17 protein-coding genes are annotated in these 19,103 nt (G+C 73.4%); 5 read left to right on the top strand and 12 right to left on the bottom strand.

The features are described from left to right. The first annotated feature begins 3 nt into the window (after positions 1 to 3). Both rsmD and MFF04_RS14580 read left to right on the top strand, forming a co-directional pair. The gene (gene rsmD / locus MFF04_RS14585) at positions 4 to 561 is read left to right on the top strand and encodes a 16S rRNA (guanine(966)-N(2))-methyltransferase RsmD (protein WP_238276838.1); all 558 of its coding nucleotides are present in this window, start codon (positions 4 to 6) and stop codon (positions 559 to 561) included. 187 nt (positions 562 to 748) lie between these two features. Then, positions 749 to 1,255 (top strand): hypothetical protein, encoded by a 507-nt coding sequence (locus MFF04_RS14580; RefSeq protein WP_238276808.1) that lies wholly within the window; start codon positions 749 to 751, stop codon positions 1,253 to 1,255. A 41-nt stretch (positions 1,256 to 1,296) separates the two neighbouring features. Here MFF04_RS14580 and MFF04_RS14575 read toward each other — a convergent pair whose 3' ends face one another. The 3 genes from MFF04_RS14575 to MFF04_RS14565 form a co-directional block, all read right to left on the bottom strand. Beyond that, the gene (locus tag MFF04_RS14575) at positions 1,297 to 1,620 is read right to left on the bottom strand and encodes a cupin domain-containing protein (RefSeq protein WP_238276807.1); all 324 of its coding nucleotides are present in this window, start codon (positions 1,618 to 1,620) and stop codon (positions 1,297 to 1,299) included. 1 nt (position 1,621) lies between these two features. Beyond that, the gene (gene mutL, locus MFF04_RS14570) at positions 1,622 to 3,580 is read right to left on the bottom strand and encodes a DNA mismatch repair endonuclease MutL (RefSeq protein WP_238276806.1); all 1,959 of its coding nucleotides are present in this window, start codon (positions 3,578 to 3,580) and stop codon (positions 1,622 to 1,624) included. 384 nt (positions 3,581 to 3,964) lie between these two features. After that, positions 3,965 to 4,984 (bottom strand): KpsF/GutQ family sugar-phosphate isomerase, encoded by a 1,020-nt coding sequence (locus MFF04_RS14565; RefSeq protein ID WP_238276805.1) that lies wholly within the window; start codon positions 4,982 to 4,984, stop codon positions 3,965 to 3,967. A gap of 190 nt (positions 4,985 to 5,174) precedes the next feature. On the opposite strand from MFF04_RS14565, the gene MFF04_RS14560 reads away from it, so the two are divergent. Beyond that, positions 5,175 to 6,902, top strand: a complete 1,728-nt coding sequence (locus tag MFF04_RS14560) for an outer membrane beta-barrel protein (protein ID WP_238276804.1) — start codon at positions 5,175 to 5,177, stop codon at positions 6,900 to 6,902. 86 nt (positions 6,903 to 6,988) lie between these two features. Here MFF04_RS14560 and MFF04_RS14555 read toward each other — a convergent pair whose 3' ends face one another. The 7 genes from MFF04_RS14555 to MFF04_RS14525 form a co-directional block, all read right to left on the bottom strand. Beyond that, on the bottom strand, positions 6,989 to 7,591 hold the full coding sequence (locus MFF04_RS14555; protein ID WP_238276803.1) for an AprI/Inh family metalloprotease inhibitor: 603 nt from the start codon (positions 7,589 to 7,591) through the stop codon (positions 6,989 to 6,991). A gap of 315 nt (positions 7,592 to 7,906) precedes the next feature. After that, the gene (locus tag MFF04_RS14550) at positions 7,907 to 8,731 is read right to left on the bottom strand and encodes a succinate dehydrogenase iron-sulfur subunit (protein ID WP_238276802.1); all 825 of its coding nucleotides are present in this window, start codon (positions 8,729 to 8,731) and stop codon (positions 7,907 to 7,909) included. A 54-nt stretch (positions 8,732 to 8,785) separates the two neighbouring features. After that, positions 8,786 to 9,340, bottom strand: coding sequence for a hypothetical protein (locus tag MFF04_RS14545; protein WP_238276801.1), 555 nt, complete (start codon positions 9,338 to 9,340; stop codon positions 8,786 to 8,788). A 45-nt stretch (positions 9,341 to 9,385) separates the two neighbouring features. Further along, positions 9,386 to 11,203 carry a succinate dehydrogenase flavoprotein subunit gene (gene sdhA, locus MFF04_RS14540; protein ID WP_238276800.1) on the bottom strand — a complete coding sequence of 606 codons (1,818 nt, stop codon included), beginning with the start codon at positions 11,201 to 11,203 and terminating at the stop codon, positions 9,386 to 9,388. A gap of 35 nt (positions 11,204 to 11,238) precedes the next feature. Then, entirely contained in the window at positions 11,239 to 11,658 is a 420-nt protein-coding gene (gene sdhD, locus MFF04_RS14535) for a succinate dehydrogenase, hydrophobic membrane anchor protein (protein ID WP_238276798.1), read from the bottom strand. Between the two features lie 13 nt (positions 11,659 to 11,671). Next, positions 11,672 to 12,073 (bottom strand): succinate dehydrogenase, cytochrome b556 subunit, encoded by a 402-nt coding sequence (gene sdhC, locus MFF04_RS14530; protein ID WP_238276837.1) that lies wholly within the window; start codon positions 12,071 to 12,073, stop codon positions 11,672 to 11,674. 175 nt (positions 12,074 to 12,248) lie between these two features. Further along, positions 12,249 to 13,580 carry an SLC13 family permease gene (locus MFF04_RS14525; RefSeq protein ID WP_238276796.1) on the bottom strand — a complete coding sequence of 444 codons (1,332 nt, stop codon included), beginning with the start codon at positions 13,578 to 13,580 and terminating at the stop codon, positions 12,249 to 12,251. A 173-nt stretch (positions 13,581 to 13,753) separates the two neighbouring features. Between MFF04_RS14525 and MFF04_RS14520 the strand changes: the two genes are divergently transcribed. Beyond that, the gene (locus tag MFF04_RS14520; protein ID WP_238276794.1) at positions 13,754 to 14,659 is read left to right on the top strand and encodes a LysR family transcriptional regulator; all 906 of its coding nucleotides are present in this window, start codon (positions 13,754 to 13,756) and stop codon (positions 14,657 to 14,659) included. Between the two features lie 97 nt (positions 14,660 to 14,756). On the opposite strand, the gene MFF04_RS14515 is transcribed toward MFF04_RS14520, so the two are convergent. Together MFF04_RS14515 and MFF04_RS14510 are read right to left on the bottom strand one after the other, a co-directional pair. Beyond that, entirely contained in the window at positions 14,757 to 16,985 is a 2,229-nt protein-coding gene (locus MFF04_RS14515) for an SLC26A/SulP transporter family protein (protein WP_238276792.1), read from the bottom strand. Between the two features lie 169 nt (positions 16,986 to 17,154). After that, a complete protein-coding gene (locus MFF04_RS14510) occupies positions 17,155 to 18,483 on the bottom strand; it encodes an Nramp family divalent metal transporter (protein WP_238276790.1) in 1,329 nt (442 codons plus the stop codon). Between the two features lie 156 nt (positions 18,484 to 18,639). Here MFF04_RS14510 and mntR point away from each other — a divergent pair. Then, positions 18,640 to 19,103, top strand: a 464-nt coding sequence (gene mntR / locus MFF04_RS14505; protein WP_238276788.1) for a manganese-binding transcriptional regulator MntR, incomplete at its 3' end; no start/stop codon positions are given.

The following is a 19,103-nucleotide window of genomic DNA, read 5'->3' as shown; positions in this document are numbered from 1 at the left end:
GCGGTGCGGATCGTCGGCGGCGCTCTGAAGGGGCGGCGCCTCGCGGGGCCCCGGAGCGACGCCATCCGGCCGACCTCCGACCGGCTGCGCGAGGCCCTGTTCAACATCCTCGCCCATGCCTACGCCGACGCCGTCGCCGAGGCGCGGGTGCTCGATCTCTTCGCCGGCACCGGCGCGCTCAGCTTCGAGGCCCTGTCGCGGGGCGCGGCCTACGCGCTCCTCGTCGACGAGGGCGCGGAGGCCCGCGCCCTGATCCGCGAGAACGTCGAGGCCCTGGGGCTCGAGGGCGCGACGCGCCTGTTCCGCCGCGACGCCACCCGCCTCGGGCTCTCGGGCCCCGCCGGCCGCTTCGATCTCGTGTTCTGCGATCCCCCCTACGGCCGCGACCTCGCCCCGAGGGCGCTCGCCGCCGCCGCCGAGGGCGGCTGGCTCTCCGGCGGCGCCCTGACCGTCGTGGAGGAGACGGCCGAGGCCGCCCTCGCCTGGCCCACGGGCTTCACCCCCCTGGAACGCCGCGTCTACGGCGACACGGCCGTGGCGCTCGCCCGCTACGAGGGCTGATCCGGATCGCTTAGCCCGCCCGACGCTCCGGCGGGGCCGAACCGGGCCGTCCGAAAAGCCGTCACCCGCGCGACGGGACGCGTCCTCCCGATGCCGGACGCGCGCGGGGCCGGTGACTTTATCATTCGTTAACCATACGCGATCAATTTCGCACAATCATGGATTGCATGATGAGGGGGTAATGCAAATGAAGGATACCGTCTTCGACCGCTTCCAGACGCTGCTCGGCGAGCGGTCGGCCGAGGCTGCCCGCCGCTCCGCGGCAAAGCTCGCTCCCGCCGCTCCTGAGCCCGAGGGCCGCGCCGAGGAAGCCGCCGAACGCCCCCTGTCCTCGCAGGACTGGGACGCCCTGATCGATCAGGTTCAGAGCACCGCGGAGCACATTCGCGACGCCGCGCAGCGTCTTCACGCCCGCGAGGCGCGCTTCGAGGCGCTGCTCGCCCGCGCCGAGGAGGAGATGTGCGCCTGCGCCGAGCGCCTGCGCGAGGTCGAGGATCGGGCTCGGGGGGCCGAGATCCGGGCCGAGCGCGCCACGGCGGAGGCGCACGCGCAGGCCCAGGCCGCCGAGGCGCGCTCCCGCACCCTCGAGACAGTCCTCGATCGCATGCGCCAGCTCGTCCTGAGCGGCTGCGACGCGGCGGCGGAGGTCGAGCCCCCCGCGCGGCCCGTGATGTCGCTGCGCCGGGTCGCCTGAAGGGGCGCCGCCTGGCGCCATCCCACTCGCGCGGGCTCGGGTCAGGCTCCCTCGAAATGCACGGCGAGCCACACGCTCGGCGTGTCCGGGTCCGTCGCCTCCACCCGGTGGCGGCGGCGAGCGGGGATGAGGAGATGGTCGCCCGGCGCCATCCTCCGGGGCTCGTCCGCGTCGGCGAAGCGCAGCACCGCGGAGCCCGAGAGCAGCACCACCCACTCGTCGTCGGGCTGGTCGTACCAGAAGCCCGGCGGGCTTGCCTGCCCCGTCGAGACGATGCGCTCGATCCGCACGCCGCGGCCGGAGGCCAGCGTCTCGACGATCTCTTCGGCGGCCTCCGAAGGACGGTCGGCGAAGAGGTTTCCCATTCTATCGCCGCCCGAACAGGCGCTCGATGTCGGAGAGCTTCAGCTCCACGAAGGTCGGGCGGCCGTGGTTGCAGGAGCCGGCGAGCGGGGTCGCCTCCATCTCCCGCAGCAGCGCGTTCATCTCCTCCGGCCGCAGGCGGCGCCCGGCCCGGATCGAGCCGTGGCAGCTCATCCGCGAGAGGATGGCGTCGAGGCGGCGGGCGATCGGCGAGACGCGGGTGCCGAGGCCGCCGGGCTCCTCCGCGCCGTCGAGGCCGCCCTCCTCCAGGCCGCTCTCGTCCAGCGCGTCGAGCACGTCGCGCAGCAGGTCCCGCGCACTGGCGCCGACCAGCGCGGCGGGGATCGCCCGCACCAGCACCGCGCCGGGGCCGAAGGGCTCGATCGTCAGGCCGAGCCGGTCGAGATCGGGCGCGGCGGCCGAGAGCCGGGCGGCCTCGGCGGGGGCCATCTCGACCACGTCGGGGATCAGCAGGCCCTGGCGGGCGATGCCGCCCCCGTCCCGCTCGCGCTTCAGGCGCTCGTAGACGAGCCGCTCGTGGGCGGCGTGCTGGTCGACGATGACGAGTCCGTCGCGGGTCTGGGCCAGGATGTAGGTCTCGTGGATCTGGGCCCGGGCCGCGCCGAGGGGGGCCTCCGACAGCGCCTCCTGAGGCGCCGTCCCGACGCCTTCGGGCGCGCGGATCTCCGCCGCCGGCGGGGCGAGGCCGCCCGAAAACAGCGCCGGCGCCTCCTCCGCGAAGCCGCCGGCCGCCGCGAAAGCCATCGCCGCCTCGGGAGGGGGCGTCGTCCCCGTCGAGGGACCGGGGCGCCAGCCCGAGTGGGGAGCGCCGACGGAGGGCAGGTGCCCGGCGAGAGGCCGGCGGCCGGCGCCGCCGTGCCAGCCGGTGAAGGCGCCGCCCGGCCGCAGGGCGTCGAGTGCCCGGGCGGCGCCGGCCGTGGAGGCGCGGGCGCCAGCCCGGCGCAGGGCGTCGTGGATGGCGCTGACGATCAGTGCCCGCACCAGGGCGGGGTCGCGAAAGCGCACCTCGGTTTTGGCCGGGTGGACGTTGACGTCGACGAGGCCGGGATCGCAGGCGATGGCGAGCCCGAGCACCGGGTGGCGGTCCGAGGCCATGGTGTCGGCGTAGGCGCCGCGCACCGCCGAGAGCAGCAGCCGGTCGCGCACCGGGCGGCCGTTGACGCTGAAATGGATGTGGGTCGCCGCCCCCCGGTGGTAGGTCGGAAGCCCGGTGAATCCGGAGAGCGAAAATCCCTCGCGGGCCATGGCGACGGGCAGCGCGTTCGGCGCGAAGTCCGAGCCCAGCACCGCGGAGAGGCGGCGCAGGGGGCCCGTCTCCGGCTCCGTCTCCGCCGGCAGCACCAGCGGGCTGCCGGACTCGCTGCGCAGGCTGAAGCGGATGCCGGGCCTGGCCATGGCCAGCCGCCGCACCGCGTCGCCGACCGCCAGGCTCTCGGCCCGGTCGGATTTCAGGAACTTGAGCCGGGCCGGGGTCGCGGCGAACAGGTCCGTCACCTCGACCCGCGTGCCCCGCGCCGCAGGGGACGGGCGGACCTCGCCGCGCAGGCCCGCGTCGACGGTGAGGCTCGCGCCGCTCTCGGCCTCGGCGGTGCGGGTGGTGATCGAGAGGCGGGCCACGGCACCGATCGAGGGCAGCGCCTCGCCCCGGAAGCCCAGGGAGGCGATCCGCGAGAGGTCGCCGTCGGGCAGCTTCGAGGTGGCGTGCCGCTCGACGGCGAGCGCGAGGTCGGCCGCGCTCATGCCGGCGCCGTCGTCGACGACCCGGATCAGCCGGCGGCCCCCGGCCTCGATCGTGACCTCGACGGAGCGGGCGCCGGCATCCAGCGCGTTCTCGACGAGCTCCTTCACGGCGGAGGCCGGGCGCTCGACCACCTCGCCCGCGGCGATTCGGTCGACGAGCACGGGGTCGAGGCGGCGGACCTGCGGGCGGATGGGGCTCAAGGGGATCGGCGATCCTGCGAAAGCCCGGATCGTAGCGGGCCCGCGCGGACCGATCCACCGGCATGCGGCACGGATCAGGACGGGCGCCCGGGCCTGCGTGCAAGCCAGGGCTGTGCATCCGTGACAAGAACGCGGCAGTCTGCCGCATTCTTGATACGCACGCTCTTGCTGTCCCGCTTCGGGACCGCCAAGATGGATCGGCCATCTCCACCTCCGTTCGGGGGTGGACATGTGTGCAACCTCAACTCGGCGCGTCGTTCCCCTTGGGCGACGCGCCTTTTTTATGGGCTCCGTTCTCGTCCCGGACGGGCGCGGTGTCGGTGCCTGCGCACACGGCGCTGCACGCCGCGTGCCAGTAGCCTCGGCCGATTCCGAACCGTGGCGTCAGGCGACGCCGGAGCGCAGCAGGTCGTGGTAGTGCACGAGGCCGATCGGGCGTCCGTCCTCGACCACGATCAGCGCCGTGATCTTGAGGCTCTCCTGGATCTCCAGCGCCTTGGCGAGCAGCGTCTCGGGGCCGACCGTGCGGGGCTGCCCGCTCATCACCGCCTCGACGGCGAGGCGCTCGATGTCGCCCCGGAAGATGTTGCGGCGGATGTCGCCGTCGGTGACGATGCCCGCGAGCCGGCCCTCGCCGTCGACCACCATCACCGAGCCGAAGCCCTTGGCGTCGATCTCGGCGATCGCCGCGCGCATCGGCGTGCCGAGCGGGACGATCGGCATCTGCGCGCCCCCGTGCATGACCTCCCGCACCTGCCGCAGCGAGGCGCCGAGCCGGCCGCCGGGGTGGTAGATGCCGAACTCGCGGGCGGAGAAGCCCCGGGCCTCCAGCAGCGCCACGGCGAGCGCGTCGCCGAGCGCCAGCTGCATCGCCGTCGAGGTGGTCGGCGCGAGCCCGTTCGGGCAGGCCTCGCGGGCCTTGGGCAGGGTCAGGCAGATGTCGGCCTCGCGGCCGAGCGTCGAGGCGGCGTTCGCCGTGATCGCCACCAGGCCGACCCGATAGCGGCGGGCGTAGCCGATGATGTCGGCGAGCTCCGTGGTCTCCCCCGACCAGGAGAGGGCGACGACCACGTCCTCCGGCTGGATCATGCCGAGGTCGCCGTGGCTCGCCTCGGCGGGATGGACGTAGAGGGCCGGCGTACCCGTCGAGGCGAGCGTCGCGGCGATCTTGCGGCCGACATGGCCGGACTTGCCCATGCCGGTGAGGATCGCCCGGCCCTTGGCCGTCGCGATCCGCTCGACGGCGGCCGCGAAGGGCGCGCCCAGCCCGTTGCCGATCGCAGCCATCAGGCAGGCGAGCCCGTCGCGCTCGGTCTCGATGGTGCGCAGCGCCGAGGCCACCGCCGGTACGGTCTCCTCCGCCGTCTCCCCCCTCGCCGCCTCGACGCGCCGTGCCGCCGTCATGCCGTGTTCCGTGATGCCGTGTCCGAGACCGGGCTCATCGCCCGCGATTGTGGTGGCGCGATGGCCCCTTCCCCCGCGCCGGCCCCGATCCGTTGACGGCGCATTAACCGTGCCCGTTGTAGCTCCGTTAACCATGGGATGAAGGCCGCCGCTCGCGGACGTCGCCGCCCGTGCGGGAGCCGTGACGCCGGTGACAGGATCGGCCAGCGCGAGGGATCGGAACGGGGGGGCGGGCCGGCTCGGCCGCGCCGTCCTGCGCGCCGCCTCGCCGCTCGCGATCTCCGGCCTGCTCTGGCCCGCGGCGGCGCTCGCCCAGGCTCCGGGCTTCGATGCCGCGGCAGGGCTTCCCGACCGGCCCCGCATCGGCGCGGGACAGACCCTCGGCGGCGACGGCCTGCCCTCGCTGCGCGGGGCGGGCGAGGCTGCGGCGGATGCGAACCCCCTCGCCTCCCCCCTGCCGCGGGGCCTGTCCGACCCCGCCACCACCATGAACACGCGCGTGAGCGGCGCCTCGACGGCCGGCACCAGCACGGCGCTGAAGAGCCGCCCGACGAACCTCCTGCGCCTGCGGGCCGCCCCGCCCCGCCGGGTCGGGATTCCGACGCGGGCGATCACCCAGGCGGTCACGCAGACCCCGAGCGCCGACCTTCGCCTGACCCCGGTGATCCAGAGCCCGGTGAGCGGCGTGCCCCTGCCGGCGGCCGTGACGCCGATCCTCGGGCTCGTCACGCCGGGCGCGCTGCTGGCCAACGGCCTGCGCCGGCCGCTGCCCGTGGACGAGGCCTACGCGCCGCTGGGCCTGCGGATCGGCACCTTCACGGTGCTGCCGGCCTTCACCCAGTCGATCGGCTACGATTCGAACCCGGAGCAGACGACGCCCCGCCTCGCCCGCGGCTCGGTGGCGCTGCGCAGCGAGGGCGAGGTCGCCTTCCGCAGCGACTGGTCCTCCCACGAGCTCGCGGGCGAGTTGCGGGGCGGCTATTTCAGCTTCCCCGAGACGGAGTCGGCGAGCCGCCCGAACGGGGCCGGCAGCGTGCGCGGGCGCTTCGACGTCAGCCGCGACCTGCGCCTCGACGCTGAGGGCCGCTTCCTGGTGGACACCCAGCGGACCGGCTCCCCGGACCTCTCGGCGGCCGTGGTCGGGCGGCCGATCATCGCCACCTACGGCGCCAGCCTCGGGGCGACCCAGAGCTTCAACCGCCTGGAGGTGGGCCTTCGCGGCTCCGTCGACCGCTCCGAGTTCGAGGACGCGCGCCTCTCCAACGGCCAGCGGGTGATCCAGAGCGACCGCAACCTCAACCAGTACGGCCTGCGCCTGCGCACGGCCTACGAGATCTCGCCGACGATCACGCCCTTCGTCGACCTGCTCGCCGACACCCGCGTCTACGACCAGCTGCGCGACCAGACCGGCCTGCGCCGGGACTCGGACGGCATCGCCGTGACGGCGGGCGCCCGCTTCGCGCTCAGCCGGACGCTGACCGGCGAGGTCTCGGCGGGCCTCCAGCACCGCAGCTACGTCGACCCGGCCCTCAAGGCCATCGACGCGCCGCTGGTCAACGCCGCGCTGGTCTGGTCGATGAGCCCGCTGACGACCGTGCGCTTCGGGGCGGTGACCGGCGTCACCGAGACGGCGGTGGCGGGCTCCAGCGGCATCCTCACCCAGGCCACCACGCTGGAGGTGCAGCACGACCTCCTGCGCAACCTCTCGATCACGCTGGGCGGCGCGCTCCTCGACAACCAGTACCAGGGCGTGCGCATCAACGAGACCGGCTTCTCGGCCACCGCCCGGCTCGACTACCGCTTCAACCGCTGGCTGACCTTCCGCGGCTCCTACGTCTACCAGCAGATCGACAGCTCGGCCGCCGGATCGAGCTTCAAGGACAACACCTTTCTGCTCGGGATGCGGGTGAACCCCTGAGCGAGGCGCCCGAAGCCGCCGCCCCGGACGGGGCGACGGCTGCGAGGATCAACGCTTCGATGCGAGGGGCGTCCGGAGCCTCCGGCTCAGCGTGCCAGCGCGAGGGACGCGCCGGATTTCGTCAGCGCGCCGTCGAGGCTGCCGCCGGCCTGGCGCAGGCGCGCGGCGACGGTGCCGCCGGGCTGGTAGAGGTAGACCTCCCCGTCCCGGTAGTCCCAGGCGCTGACCCGGGCGAGGTCCTTGTTGGGGCAGCCGGAGGCGGAGGCCTTGTAGAGGTCGAGGGCCGGGGCGCTCGACAGCGAGACCTTGCAGGTGCCCCCCGTCGCGTCCCGCGCCGTCCAGGCGCCCACGACGCCCGCGCGGCCGGTGGTCGTCACCGGCGGGGCCGGCGGGGGCGGCGTCACGGGCTCGGCGATGATGCCGGTGTTCGGTGCCACCGCGGCGACCTCGCCCCCGACGGGCGGCGCGCCCGGCGGGGGCGCGTCGGGCGCCGCGGCGACGCCGGGCGGGGGCGCCAGCGGCGCGGTCGTGACCGCGCCCGAGGGGATCGCCGGAACCAGCGGCTCGACGAGGGCCGCCTGCGGTCCGGGCCTGCCGCGGCCGGGGCCCTCGAGGCGCTGCGAGGCGCAGGCGCCGAGCCCGGAGGCGAGCGCGAGGACGGCGACGGTCGACAGGAGCGGACGCGGCATCGTTGGCATGTTCCCCCACCGCTGGGCCGGCACCGGGCCGGCCAAGCGCTTTTCGCGAGGGCGCCTGGGTCGGGGGGAATTGCGCTGCCCGCAAGGCGGAGCGGGGCCGGATCGAGGCCGCGCGCCCCTTTCGCCGCGGGTGTTGCGCGCGAGCCGCACCGAGGATGGGGAGCGGTGGCGAAGCCGCAGCGGCGGTGAGGGGCGGTTCCGAACGAGCCTCTTCCGGCGACACCCCCTCACCCTCGGCTGCCGCCTCGCCGCGCCGACGACGGGGCCGTCGCGGCTCTCTCCCCGCGGGGCGGGGAGTGGGGATACTCAGACCTCGCGGGCGACCATCATCTTCTTGATCTCGGCGATGGCTTTCGCCGGGTTCAGGCCCTTCGGGCAGGTGTTGGCGCAGTTCATGATCGTGTGGCAGCGGTAGAGCCGGAACGGGTCGTGGAGCCCGTCGAGGCGCTCGCCGGTGCCCTCGTCGCGGCTGTCGATGAGCCAGCGATAGGCCTGGAGGAGCGCCGCCGGCCCCAGGAAGCGCTCGCCGTTCCACCAGTAGCTCGGGCAGCTCGTGGTGCAGCAGGCGCACAGGATGCACTCGTAGAGCCCGTCGAGGCGGGCGCGGTCCTCCGGGGTCTGCTTCCACTCCTTCTCGGGGGCCGGCGTCTCGGTCTGGAGCCAGGGCTCGATCGCCGCGTGCTGGGCGAAGAAGGTGGTCAGGTCCGGCACGAGGTCCTTGAGGACCGGCATGTGCGGCAGCGGGTAGATGCGGATCGCCCCGTCCTTGTCCTTGCGGGTCAGGATCGGCAGGGCGTTGTCGGGCTTGCGGCACTCGTCGATGCCCATGGTGCAGGCGAGCGCGTTCTGGCCCTCGATGTTCATGGCGCAGGAGCCGCAGATGCCCTCGCGGCAGGAGCGGCGGAAGACCAGCGTCGAGTCGACCTTGTTCTTGATCCACAGCAGCGCGTCGAGGACCATCGGCCCGCAATCGTCCCGGTCGACCTGGTAGGTGTCGATCCGCGGGTTCTGCCCGTCGTCCGGGTTCCAGCGGTAGACCCGGAAGGTCTGAAGGTTCTTCGCCCCGGCCGGCGCCGGCCACGACCTGCCCTCCGTGAGGCGGGAGTTCTTGGGGAGATTGAACTGGGCCATATCCTGTGCCTCTGAAGGGCGGCGACCGGGCGCGCGCTCCGTATGCTGCAAGCCTTACTGCCGGCCGAGCCAGCCGGTGATGAAGCGCTCCGCCTCCTTGCGTGACGCCCGTCGCTCCGTCGGCGCTGACAGGCGGAACTTCACGAAGCTCCCGCGCAGGCCGGTGATGCACAGGATGCTGTCGGTCGGCCCCAACTGCGCGTGGTCGATCGCGACGGTGCGGCAGGCGAGCTGGCGCCCGCTCGTCCCGCCCAGCGCGATCGGCCCGCGATCCCGGCTGCTCCTGTAGAGTCCGCGCTCGACCATCCCGGCGATCTCGCCGTTCGCCTTTCCGATCTCGTCGGTCACGGCCGGCGACGAGCGGCCGTCCGGAATGCCGTCAAGGCCCCGGTCATAGACGTAGACGTCCGCCTTCCAGCGGCCGTTGGTGTAAACCACGGAGTAGCCGTAGCCCGGGCTGCGCGCCTCGTAATCCGTGCGTGGCCCGCGCACGAAGCCCGCGACCTCCGCCGGGAAGGCGAAGACTGCCTCCTTCGCCGCCGCCGGCAGGCTCAGGCCGGCGATAGCGGTCAGGAGGATCCGGGGGAGAAGCCGCGATCCCGCAGGCATCGTCTCAGCGGCCCCGACGCGGCCGGATCGGCGCACCGCCCGGCATCAATACACCCGCGCCTTCGGCTCGATGTACTGAATCTCGTTCGACATCGTGTAGGTGTGGACCGGCCGGTAATCGATGCTGACCGTCTGCGAGCCCTCGTCGAGCCAGGCGAGCGTGTGCTTCATCCACTCCTTGTCGTCCCGGTCGGGGAAGTCCTCGCGGGCGTGCGCCCCGCGCGATTCCTTGCGGTTGGCCGCCGACTCCATGGTGACGACCGCCTGTCCGATGAGGTTGTCGAACTCCAGCGTCTCGAGGAGGTCTGTGTTCCAGACCAGCGACCGGTCGGTGACGCGGATGTCGGCCGCACCGCGCCACACCTTGTGGATCAGGCCCTTGCCCTCCTCCAGCACCTCGCCGGTGCGGAAGACGGCGCAGTTGTTCTGCATGGTCTTCTGCATCTCGAGGCGCAGCTCCGCGGTCGGCGTGGCCCCGTCGGCATAGCGGAAGCGGTCGAGGCGGGAGAGCGCCTTGTCGGCGGAGCCCTTGGGCAGCTCCGGCTGGCGGCCGTTCGCCTCGACGATCTCGGCGCAGCGGTTGCCGGCAGCGCGGCCGAACACCACGAGGTCGATGAGGGAGTTCGAGCCGAGGCGGTTCGCCCCGTGCACCGAGACGCAGGCCGCCTCGCCGATCGCCATCAGGCCCGGCACCACGGTGTCAGGGTTGCCGTCGCGCAGGGTCAGCACCTCGCCGTGATAGTTCGTGGGGATGCCGCCCATGTTGTAGTGCACGGTCGGCAGCACCGGGATCGGCTCGCGCGTCACGTCGACGCCGGCGAAGATCTTGGCGCTCTCGGAGATGCCGGGCAGGCGCTCGTGCAGGATCTTCGGGTCGAGATGGTCGAGGTGGAGGAAGATGTGGTCCCCGCCCTTGCCGACGCCGCGGCCGGCCCGGATCTCCATGGTCATGGACCGGGAGACCACGTCGCGGGAGGCGAGGTCCTTGGCCGACGGCGCGTAGCGCTCCATGAAGCGCTCGCCCTCGGAGTTGGTGAGGTAGCCGCCCTCGCCCCGCGCGCCCTCGGTGATGAGGCAGCCGGCGCCGTAGATGCCGGTAGGGTGGAACTGCACGAACTCCATGTCCTGGAGCGGCAGGCCCGCGCGCAGCACCATGGCGTTGCCGTCGCCGGTGCAGGTGTGGGCGGAGGTCGCCGAGAAGTAGGAGCGCCCGTAGCCGCCGGTCGCGAGGATGACCATCTGCGCCCGGAAGCGGTGGATCTCGCCGGTCGCCTGATCGATGGCGATGACGCCCCGGCAGCGGCCGTCCTCGTCCATGATGAGGTCGAGGGCGAAGTACTCGATGAAAAAGTTCGTGCGGTGCTTGGCCGCCTGCCCGTAGAGGGTGTGGAGCATGGCATGCCCCGTGCGGTCGGCCGCCGCGCAGGTGCGCTGCGCGGTGCCCTTGCCGTAGTCGGTGGTCATCCCGCCGAAGGGGCGCTGGTAGATCTTGCCCTCCTCCGTGCGGGAGAACGGCACGCCCCAATGCTCCAGCTCGTAGACCGCAGCGGGGGCGTTGCGCACGAGATACTCGATGGCGTCCTGGTCGCCAAGCCAGTCCGAGCCCTTCACGGTGTCGTACATGTGCCAGCGCCAGTCGTCCGGGCCCATGTTGCCGAGCGAGGCCGAGATGCCGCCCTGCGCGGCGACCGTGTGCGAGCGGGTCGGGAAGACCTTGGTGATGCAGGCGGTGCGCAGGCCCGCCTGCGAGCAGCCGACCGTGGCGCGAAGCCCGGCGCCGCCGGCGCCCACCACCACCACGTCGAAGGTGTGGTCGGTGACGGCGTAGGCCGGGCGCGTCCCGTTGGTTCCGTTGGCGGCCATGATGCGGCTTCCCTGGATGTCGGTGGTCCGGCGGTTCAGACGAGGCGGCCGAGGCCCACGCGCAGGATCGCGTAGAGGCAGGCCGCGGCGACCGCGACGGCGTAGAAGGTGTTGGCGAGAAGCGCCGCGTACTTCAGCGGCTTGGCGTGGACGTAGTCCTCGATCACCACCTGCATCCCGATCCGCATGTGTACGCAGACCGAGACCACAGCGAGGATCAGGATCACGGCGACGAGCGGGTGCCCGACGAGCGCCACCGCCTCCGGGTAGGGCCGCCCCGCCGCCTTCGCCACGATGACGACGAAGGCGATCATCAGGAGGACGTTGGCGGCGGCCGTGACCCGCTGCACCCACCAGTGCCCGGCCCCGTGGCCGGCGGCGCCGAGGCCGCCGACGCGGGCCCGGGGCGTGCGGATGGAGAGGCGCGGGTTCTGGCGCTCGTCGGCCATGGACATCGTCGGCTCCCTCTCAGCGCAGGATGAGGGCGAGCGCCCAGACGATCACGGTGAGGCCGAGCGATCCGATCAGCGTCAGCCGGGCGAGCCCCATGCGCTGCGCCTTCTCGAAGCCGAGGCCCGCGTCCCAGACGAAGTGGCGCAAGCCCCCGAGCATGTGGTGGAGCAGCACCCAGGTGTAGGCGAAGAGCACCAGCCGCCCGATCCACGACCCGAAGAACCACGCCACCCAGCCATAGGCGGCCGGACCCGAGGCCAGCGCCAGCAGCCAGATCGCGACGAGGGCGGTGCCGCCGTAGAGGGCCGTGCCGGTGATGCGGTGGAGCACCGACATCAGCATCGTCCAGGTCCAGCGGTAGATCTGGAGATGGGGCGAGAGCGGCTGGCTGAGCGTCGGTCTCACGGTCGGAGCCATCATGGGCCTGTTCCCTTCGGTCTTGTCCCCGGCGCCGGGCGGGCCGGCATCGGGGCGGGAGTCGGGACTTTGGAGCGCGTCCAAACTGGTAGAGCTTCGACGCTGCAGTGCAACCCGCCGAAAGGCACGATCCTGCGACGCGGTGGCCCATGCCGGTGACGGAGCAGAGAGTCTGTCATTTCAGCGCGCCGATCGCCTGCCACCACAGATAGTCGAGGGGCGCGGCCACGACGAGGGAGGCGAGCGCCGTGGCCACGGTCAGCCGGGCGGCGTCGCCGATCCGGACCCCGCCGAGGTCGCAGGCGATGACGATCGGCGGTGCCTGGTAGGGCAGGAACAGGGTCGTGTAGCCCACGACCTGCACCATCACGACTGTGGACAGCTCCAGGCCGCTCGCCCGCGACAGCTCGCCGGCGATGGCGGTGTAGAGGGCCGGCGCGCCGTTCGCGGTCACCAGGAAGACGAAGCCGGCGGCAATCAGCGTGAGGACGGCGAAGTTCTGTGCCTCCGCGCCGGGCCGCAGGGGCGCCACCGCCAGCAGCGCCTGCCCGAGCATCGCCCCGAGCCCCGATTCCGAGACGACCGCCACCAGCCCGAGCAGGCCGGCGATGTAGAAGCAGGTCCGCAGGTTGAGGCGCCCGAAGGAGTCGGCCGGCACCACGCCGACGCCGGGCAGCATGCAGATCACCCCCGCGGAGAGCCCGATCCAGGCCGGGGCGATGTGGTGCAGGCCGTCGCTCGCCCAGAGCGCCAGGGTCGCGAGCAGGATCACCGAGAGCCGCATCTCCGCGCCCGACATCGGCGGCAGCGGGGCCGGCGGCGGGGCGTCGGCGGGCGCGCGCGCGATGCGGTCGGGAAAGAGGCGGATGGTGAGGAGGGCCAGCAGCACGCCCTTCACCCCGGCGAGCACCGGCGCGTGCAGCCAGAGATAGGGCAGGTAGCCGATGTGCAGCCCGTAGCGGCCCTCCGCCGTGCCGGCCATGACGAGGTTCGGGACGTTGGCCGGCAGGATCGCCCCCGACAGCATCGGCGTGGCGACCCCGACCGCCAGCACCGCGCCCGTGCGCCCGGCCCGGCCCGGCCCGAGTCCGTAGGCGTCGCAGAGCGCCAGCACCACTGGGACGAGCAGCGCGATGCGGCCGATGTTGGAGGGCATCACGAAGGAGAGCAGGAAGGAGAAGGCCACGAGCCCGGCGATGAAGCCGGGATAGGAGCCGCCGAGATGCCCGCTCAGCGAGCGGGCGAGCCGGGCGCCGAGCCCTGTGGTGGTCATGGCATGCCCCACCACCATGCCGCCGAGCACCAGCCAGAAGGCCTGAGAGGCGAAGCCTGAGAAGATCGTCGCCGGGCTGCCGAGACCGAGCAGCATGGCGAGCGCGAAGAACATCAGCGCGGTCACGACCTCGGGGATCAGCGCCGTCGCCCAAAGCCCCATGCAGAGCACGAGGAGCGCGCCGGTCGCGACGATCCGGCCGTCGGCGCCGAAGAGGGTGAGATGCTCGATCATCCGTTCCGGGCGCGTCCTCTCCGCGCCTCGTCGGAACCGGGCGGGTGTGCGGCGGGACTGTCGGGCAAGCTGGAACGGTTCGCAATTCGCCAGGCCGCGAGCGAGCCTTCGCGAAAAGCGAAGGCTTCGGGCTATCCTGTCCGCGCCCGGCCTGGCCGGGGGAAGGAGGACGCATGCTGCGCTTCGATCTCGTCGATCTCGGCCTCTTCCGCGCGGTGGTCGAGGCCGGCTCGATCACCCATGGCGCGGCGCGGGCGAACCTGGCGCTCGCCGCCGCCTCGACCCGCATCCGGGCGATGGAGGAGAGCCTCGGGGCGCCGCTCCTGAAGCGCCACCGGCAGGGCGTCGAGCCGACGACGGCGGGCCGCGTGCTCCTCGTCCATGCCCGCGCGCTGCTCGCCGGGGTCGACCGGATGCGCGAGGAGCTCTCCGCCTTCTCCGGCGGCGCGGCCGGGCGCATCCGGGTGGTCTCGAACACCAACGCGCTCTCCGAGTTCCTGCCCGAGGCGCTCTCGGCCTTCCTCGCCGACCATCCCGGCGTCGACGTCGACGTCGACGAGCACACCTCGGACGAGATCGTCGGGCTCGTCGCGGAGGGCGCGGCCGATCTCGGCATCCTGTCGGGCCACGTCGATACCGGCGCGCTCCGGGTCTTCCCCCTGCGCCACGACCGCTTCGTGCTGGTCACCGCCCCCGGCCATCCCCTCGCCGGCCGGGCGGAGGTCTCCTTCGCCGAGGCCCTCGACCACGAGCTCGTCGGGCTCGACCGGGCGAGCGCCGTCAGCCGCTTCCTCGGCGAGCGCGCCGCCCGCATCGGCAAGCGGATGCGCCTGCGGGTGCGGCTGCGCAGCTTCGAGGCCGTCTGCCGGCTGGCCGAGTGCGGCCTCGGCCTCGGCATCGTGCCCGAGAGCACCGCGCGGCGGGCGGCCCGCAGCGCCGCGATCGCGGTGGTGCCCCTCTCCGACCCCTGGGCGAGCCGCGACCTCACCCTGTGCCTGCGCGACCTCGCCGCGCTGCCGGGCTTCACCCGCGACTTCGTCGCCCATCTGCGCGACGGCGCCGGCGCGCCGGGCGTCTAGAGCCGTGCCCGACCACGTCGGGTCGGGAACGGCTCCAGCCCCTTGGTTTGCCGCGCTTTCTTGCGACGAACCGGTGTCCGCTTCGTCGGAAAGCGCTCTAGTCCACGGCGGCCCTCAGCGCGACGGAGCGCGCCCGCAGCCGGTCCGAGAGCGCGCGGGCGAGGTTCCGGAACAGGGCGGCGGCGAGCTCCGGCTCGTGGGCGAGGATGTGGCGGTAGGCGTCGAGATCGAGGACGTAGAGGTCGAGGCTCTCGTCCGCGACGAGGGAGGCCGAGCGCGGCTTGTCCTCGACCACCGCCATCTCGCCGACGGTGGTGCCGGGGCCGAAGGCGGCGATGCGGCGGTTCGTCCGGCCGCTCGGCACGCGCACGCTGATCGAGCCGGAGCGGATCAGCCAGATGCGATCGGCCGGCTCGCCCTCCCGGCACAGGACGGTGCCGGCCGGGTGGCGCTCCTCGCGCAGGAGCGCGCCGAGCCGGGCGAGGCCGTCGGGCGCCACGCCCTCGAACAGCTCGAAGGCGGCGAGCGGCACGCCCTCGCCCGGGACGGTCGGCGCGGCGGCGCCGAGCAGCGCGTGCTCGGCGTGTTCCAGCGCGTCGTCGAGGTGGTGGAAGTCGTGGTCCGGCGGGAACAGCCGCCGCACGGTCGGAGCGATGGCGGCCGGGGTCTCAGCGGCGATCAGGGCGATGCCGGCGGCGGCGAGCGAGCGTCGCGTCTGCTCCAGGATGCGCGCGCCCGTCGCGTCGATGTCGGTGACGCCGCGCAGGTCGAGGATCACGAAGCGGGCGCCGCGCCGCTCCCGGATCGCCCCGGCGAGGTCCTCGGCGTTGGCGAAGAACAGCGTGCCCTCGAGGTCCATCACCACGGTTGCCTCGCCCTGCGCGGCCAACGCCTCGCTCTCCGCGCGGGTGCGCACGCGCATCGAGCTGACGGCGCGGCCGTCGCGCAGGCGCCGCACCACCGGCCGGCTCATCGACAGGATGAAGATCGCGCAGGAGAGCACGACACCGATCGCCACGCCGGTGAGGGCGGAGTTGAGCGCCGTCGGCAGCAGCACCGAGAGATGCACGAGGGCGTCCCGGCGGGCCTGCGCGCGGGCAGGGCCCCCCACCCGCGTCGCCGCGCCCCGCAGGATCGCGGCGGTGTAGGGGTCGATGAGGCGCCAGCCCGCGAAGATGATCAGCGGCGGGAAGACGCAGAGGGGCACCAGGGCGAGCGCGCCCGGCACCGCGAGCAGCAGGACGAGCAGCGCGACCGAGGTGACGAGGGGCGAGATCCGGCTGCGGCCGCCCTCCTGATAGTTGACCATGGTCTGAGAGGCGGAGCCGGAGAAGGCGACCGCCCCGAACGCCGCCGTCGCCCCGGTGCCGATCCCCAGCGCGATCAGGTCCCGGCGGGGCGCCGACGGAAACTCCGCGACGGTCTGGGCGGCCCGCGTCGCGAACACGGTCTCGAGCATGCTGACCAGCGCCACGGTGCCGGCGGCGAGCAGGATCGCGACGAGCGCGTCGGGCTCCCCCGTCAGGGCGGCGAGATCGGCGCCCCAATGGCCGGCGGCGAGCGCGCCTCGCGCGATCGTCCAGACCGCGCCCGCGTCGAGGGTGCCCCCGAGGGTGCCGCCGAGGCCGGCCGCCCGGAGCCCCCAATAGGCCAGGATGCCGACCAGGAAGGTCACCAGCGCGACGGGCAGGCCCCGCGGCAGCCGGTGCCGGGCGGCGAAGGTGAAGGCGAGGAGCCCGGCCGTGAGCGCCGCCGTCACCGGATCGGGCGGGCTGAGAAGACGGTCGCCGTTCCGCAGCGCGGAGAGCGAGAGCGTGCCGAACAGGGCGGATGAGAACTTGAGGGCGAGCAGCAGCCCGACCCCCGAGACGAAGCCGGAGACGACGGGGAAGGGCACGAACTTGACGATGCGGCCCGCCCCCGCGAGCCCGAGCAGGGCCTGGAACAGCCCGGTCGCCAGGGCGATCAGGGGCAGCGCCGCCGGGAGCAGCTCCGGCCGGTCCGCCAGGGCGGCGGTGACGAGCGCGAGGCCGCTCGCCTGCACGGAGGCGGCCGAGTTCGCGGAGGTCATCACGACGCCGGTGTTCGCGCGCAGGGGCGCCACAACGAGGCCGCCGACCGCCGCGCAGAACAGGCCCGCGACGCCGCCGCGGGCGGCGTGCTCGGGCCCGAGCGGCGCGTAGGCGATGATGCCCGCCGCGGTCGCCATCGGCAGGGCGATCGTGAGCAGGCCGAGCCCGGCGACGCACTCCCGCCCGATCCCGCCGGCGAGGCGGGAGGGACCCGCCGCCACGGCGGCGCGCGGCCGCGATGCAAGTCTCGACATGCCGAGGGTATCCGGGACGGAGGAGGCCGGGGCGCCGCCCGCGAGACCGCCGTTCGGGAAGGCTGCGGCGGGATGCCGTGCTGTCAGCTAAGCATCTCGCGGCGGAGCGGGCAACGGCGGCGCGGGGCCGATCCGCGATGACGTTGCCGTGAGGCCCGGCCGCCGGTCCTCAGTCGGCGGCGAGCCCCGGCACCGGCAACCCGAAGGCCTGGGCGAGGAGCACGGCGTTGAGGCCGAGCACGATCGCCGCCCCGGCGAAGGACGCGGCCTGCGTCAGGCGTCCGTTGGCGAACGCGCCCATCAGGTCCCGGCGGCGTGTGAAGGTGACGAGGGCGATCATCGGCACGGGCAGCGCCAGCGACAGCACCACTTGGCTCAGCACCAGCGCGCGGGTCGGGTCGACGCCCGCCGCCACCACCGCGAAGGCCGGCACCATGGTGACGAGCCGGCGCACGAGGAGCGGGATGCGCCAGCCGACGAAGCCCTGCATCACGATCTGCCCGGCCATGGTGCCGACCACCGAGGAGGAGACGCCGGAGGCGAGCAGCGAGACCAGGAACACGCTCGCCGCCGCCGAGCCGAGCAGCGGCGTCAGGGTGTGGTAGGCCTGATCGATCTCGGCGACGTCGCTGTGGCCGGCGTGGAAGGCGGCGGCCGCCATCAGCACCATGGCCATGTTCACGAAGCCGGCGACCGCCAGCGCGATCACCACCTCGCGGTTCGAATAGCGCAGGAGCTTGCGGCGATCGGAATCGTCCCGCGCCACCGCCCGGTGCTGGGTCAGCCCCGAGTGCAGGAACAGCGCGTGGGGCATCACCGTGGCTCCGATGATGCCGACCGCGATGGTCAGCGCCTCGGCGTCGGGGATGCGCGGCGTCACGAGCCCGGCCGCCGCGTCGCGCCAGGCGATCGGCGCGATGAACACCTCGATGAGGTAGCAGAGGGCGATGGTGCCGACCATGGCGCCGATCACGATCTCGAGATGGCGGAAGCCCCGCCGCTCCAGGGTCAGGATCGCGTAGGTGACGACCGCCGTCACCGCCATGCCGGCGAGAAGCGGCATCCCCGTGAGGAGCGCCAGCCCGATGGCGCCGCCGAGGAACTCGGCGAGGTCGGTGGCCATCGCCGCGAGCTCGCTCACCACCCACATCGCCAGCCGCACCGGCCGCGAGTACTCCTGCCGGCACATCTCGGCGAGGTTGCGGTTGGTGACGATGCCGAGCTTGGCCGAGAGCGCCTGGAACAGCATCGCCACGAGGTTGGCGACGAGCACCACCCAGAGGAGCTGGTAGCCGTACTTCGCCCCCGCCTGGATGTTCGTGGCGAAGTTGCCGGGGTCCATGTAGGCGATCGAGGCCATCACGGCGGGTCCCGTGAACAGCAGGAAGCGCCCGCGCCCGCGATGGCGCCCGTCGAGCACCGCGCGGATGTCGCGCTCGGTCGCGCCGGAGAGGCCGGTCTCGGTTCCGGTCGGGGTCTTCAGGCTGGCCTCGGCCATCGCGTCCTCGGCGGGTCTTTATAGCTTGTGCTATAAGTATGCGCCTCGGCTGGCGTCAAGGCGTGGCCGGATCGCGGGCCCTGCGGGGTTTCCGGCGCGCCCGCATTTGGTAGACAGGGTGGCGTGGAAACAGGGGCGCGGAGGCCGTCGGAGATCATGCAGGAGCCTGAGCGGCCGGCCCCCGAGACCGGCCTCCTCGATCCGGAGATCCATGTCGAGAGCTTCCGTCAGGCCCGCGAGGCCCGGCGGCTGGAGCTGGTCGAGGACTATGTCGAGCTGATCGCCGACCTGATCGGCGACGGCGGCGAGGCGCGGCAGGTCGACATCGCGGCCCGGCTCGGGGTTGCCCAGCCCACCGTCGCCAAGATGCTGAAGCGGCTGGCCGAGGAGGGCTTCGTGCAGCAGCGCCCCTACCGGGGCGTGTTCCTGACCCCCGCCGGCCGGGTGCTCGCCGCGCAGGCCCGCGAGCGCCACAGGATCGTGGAGCGCTTCCTGATCGCGCTCGGCGTCAGCGCCGAGACCGCGCGCCGCGACGCCGAGGGCATCGAGCACCATGTCAGCGCCGAGACGCTGGACGCCTTCCGCCGCTTCGCCTTCAGGCGTCCGAGCGCCCGTCGGCG

Source organism: Methylobacterium jeotgali (assembly GCF_022179345.1).
GTDB lineage: Bacteria > Pseudomonadota > Alphaproteobacteria > Rhizobiales > Beijerinckiaceae > Methylobacterium > Methylobacterium jeotgali.
This window is presented reverse-complemented; position numbering and strand designations above follow the sequence as displayed.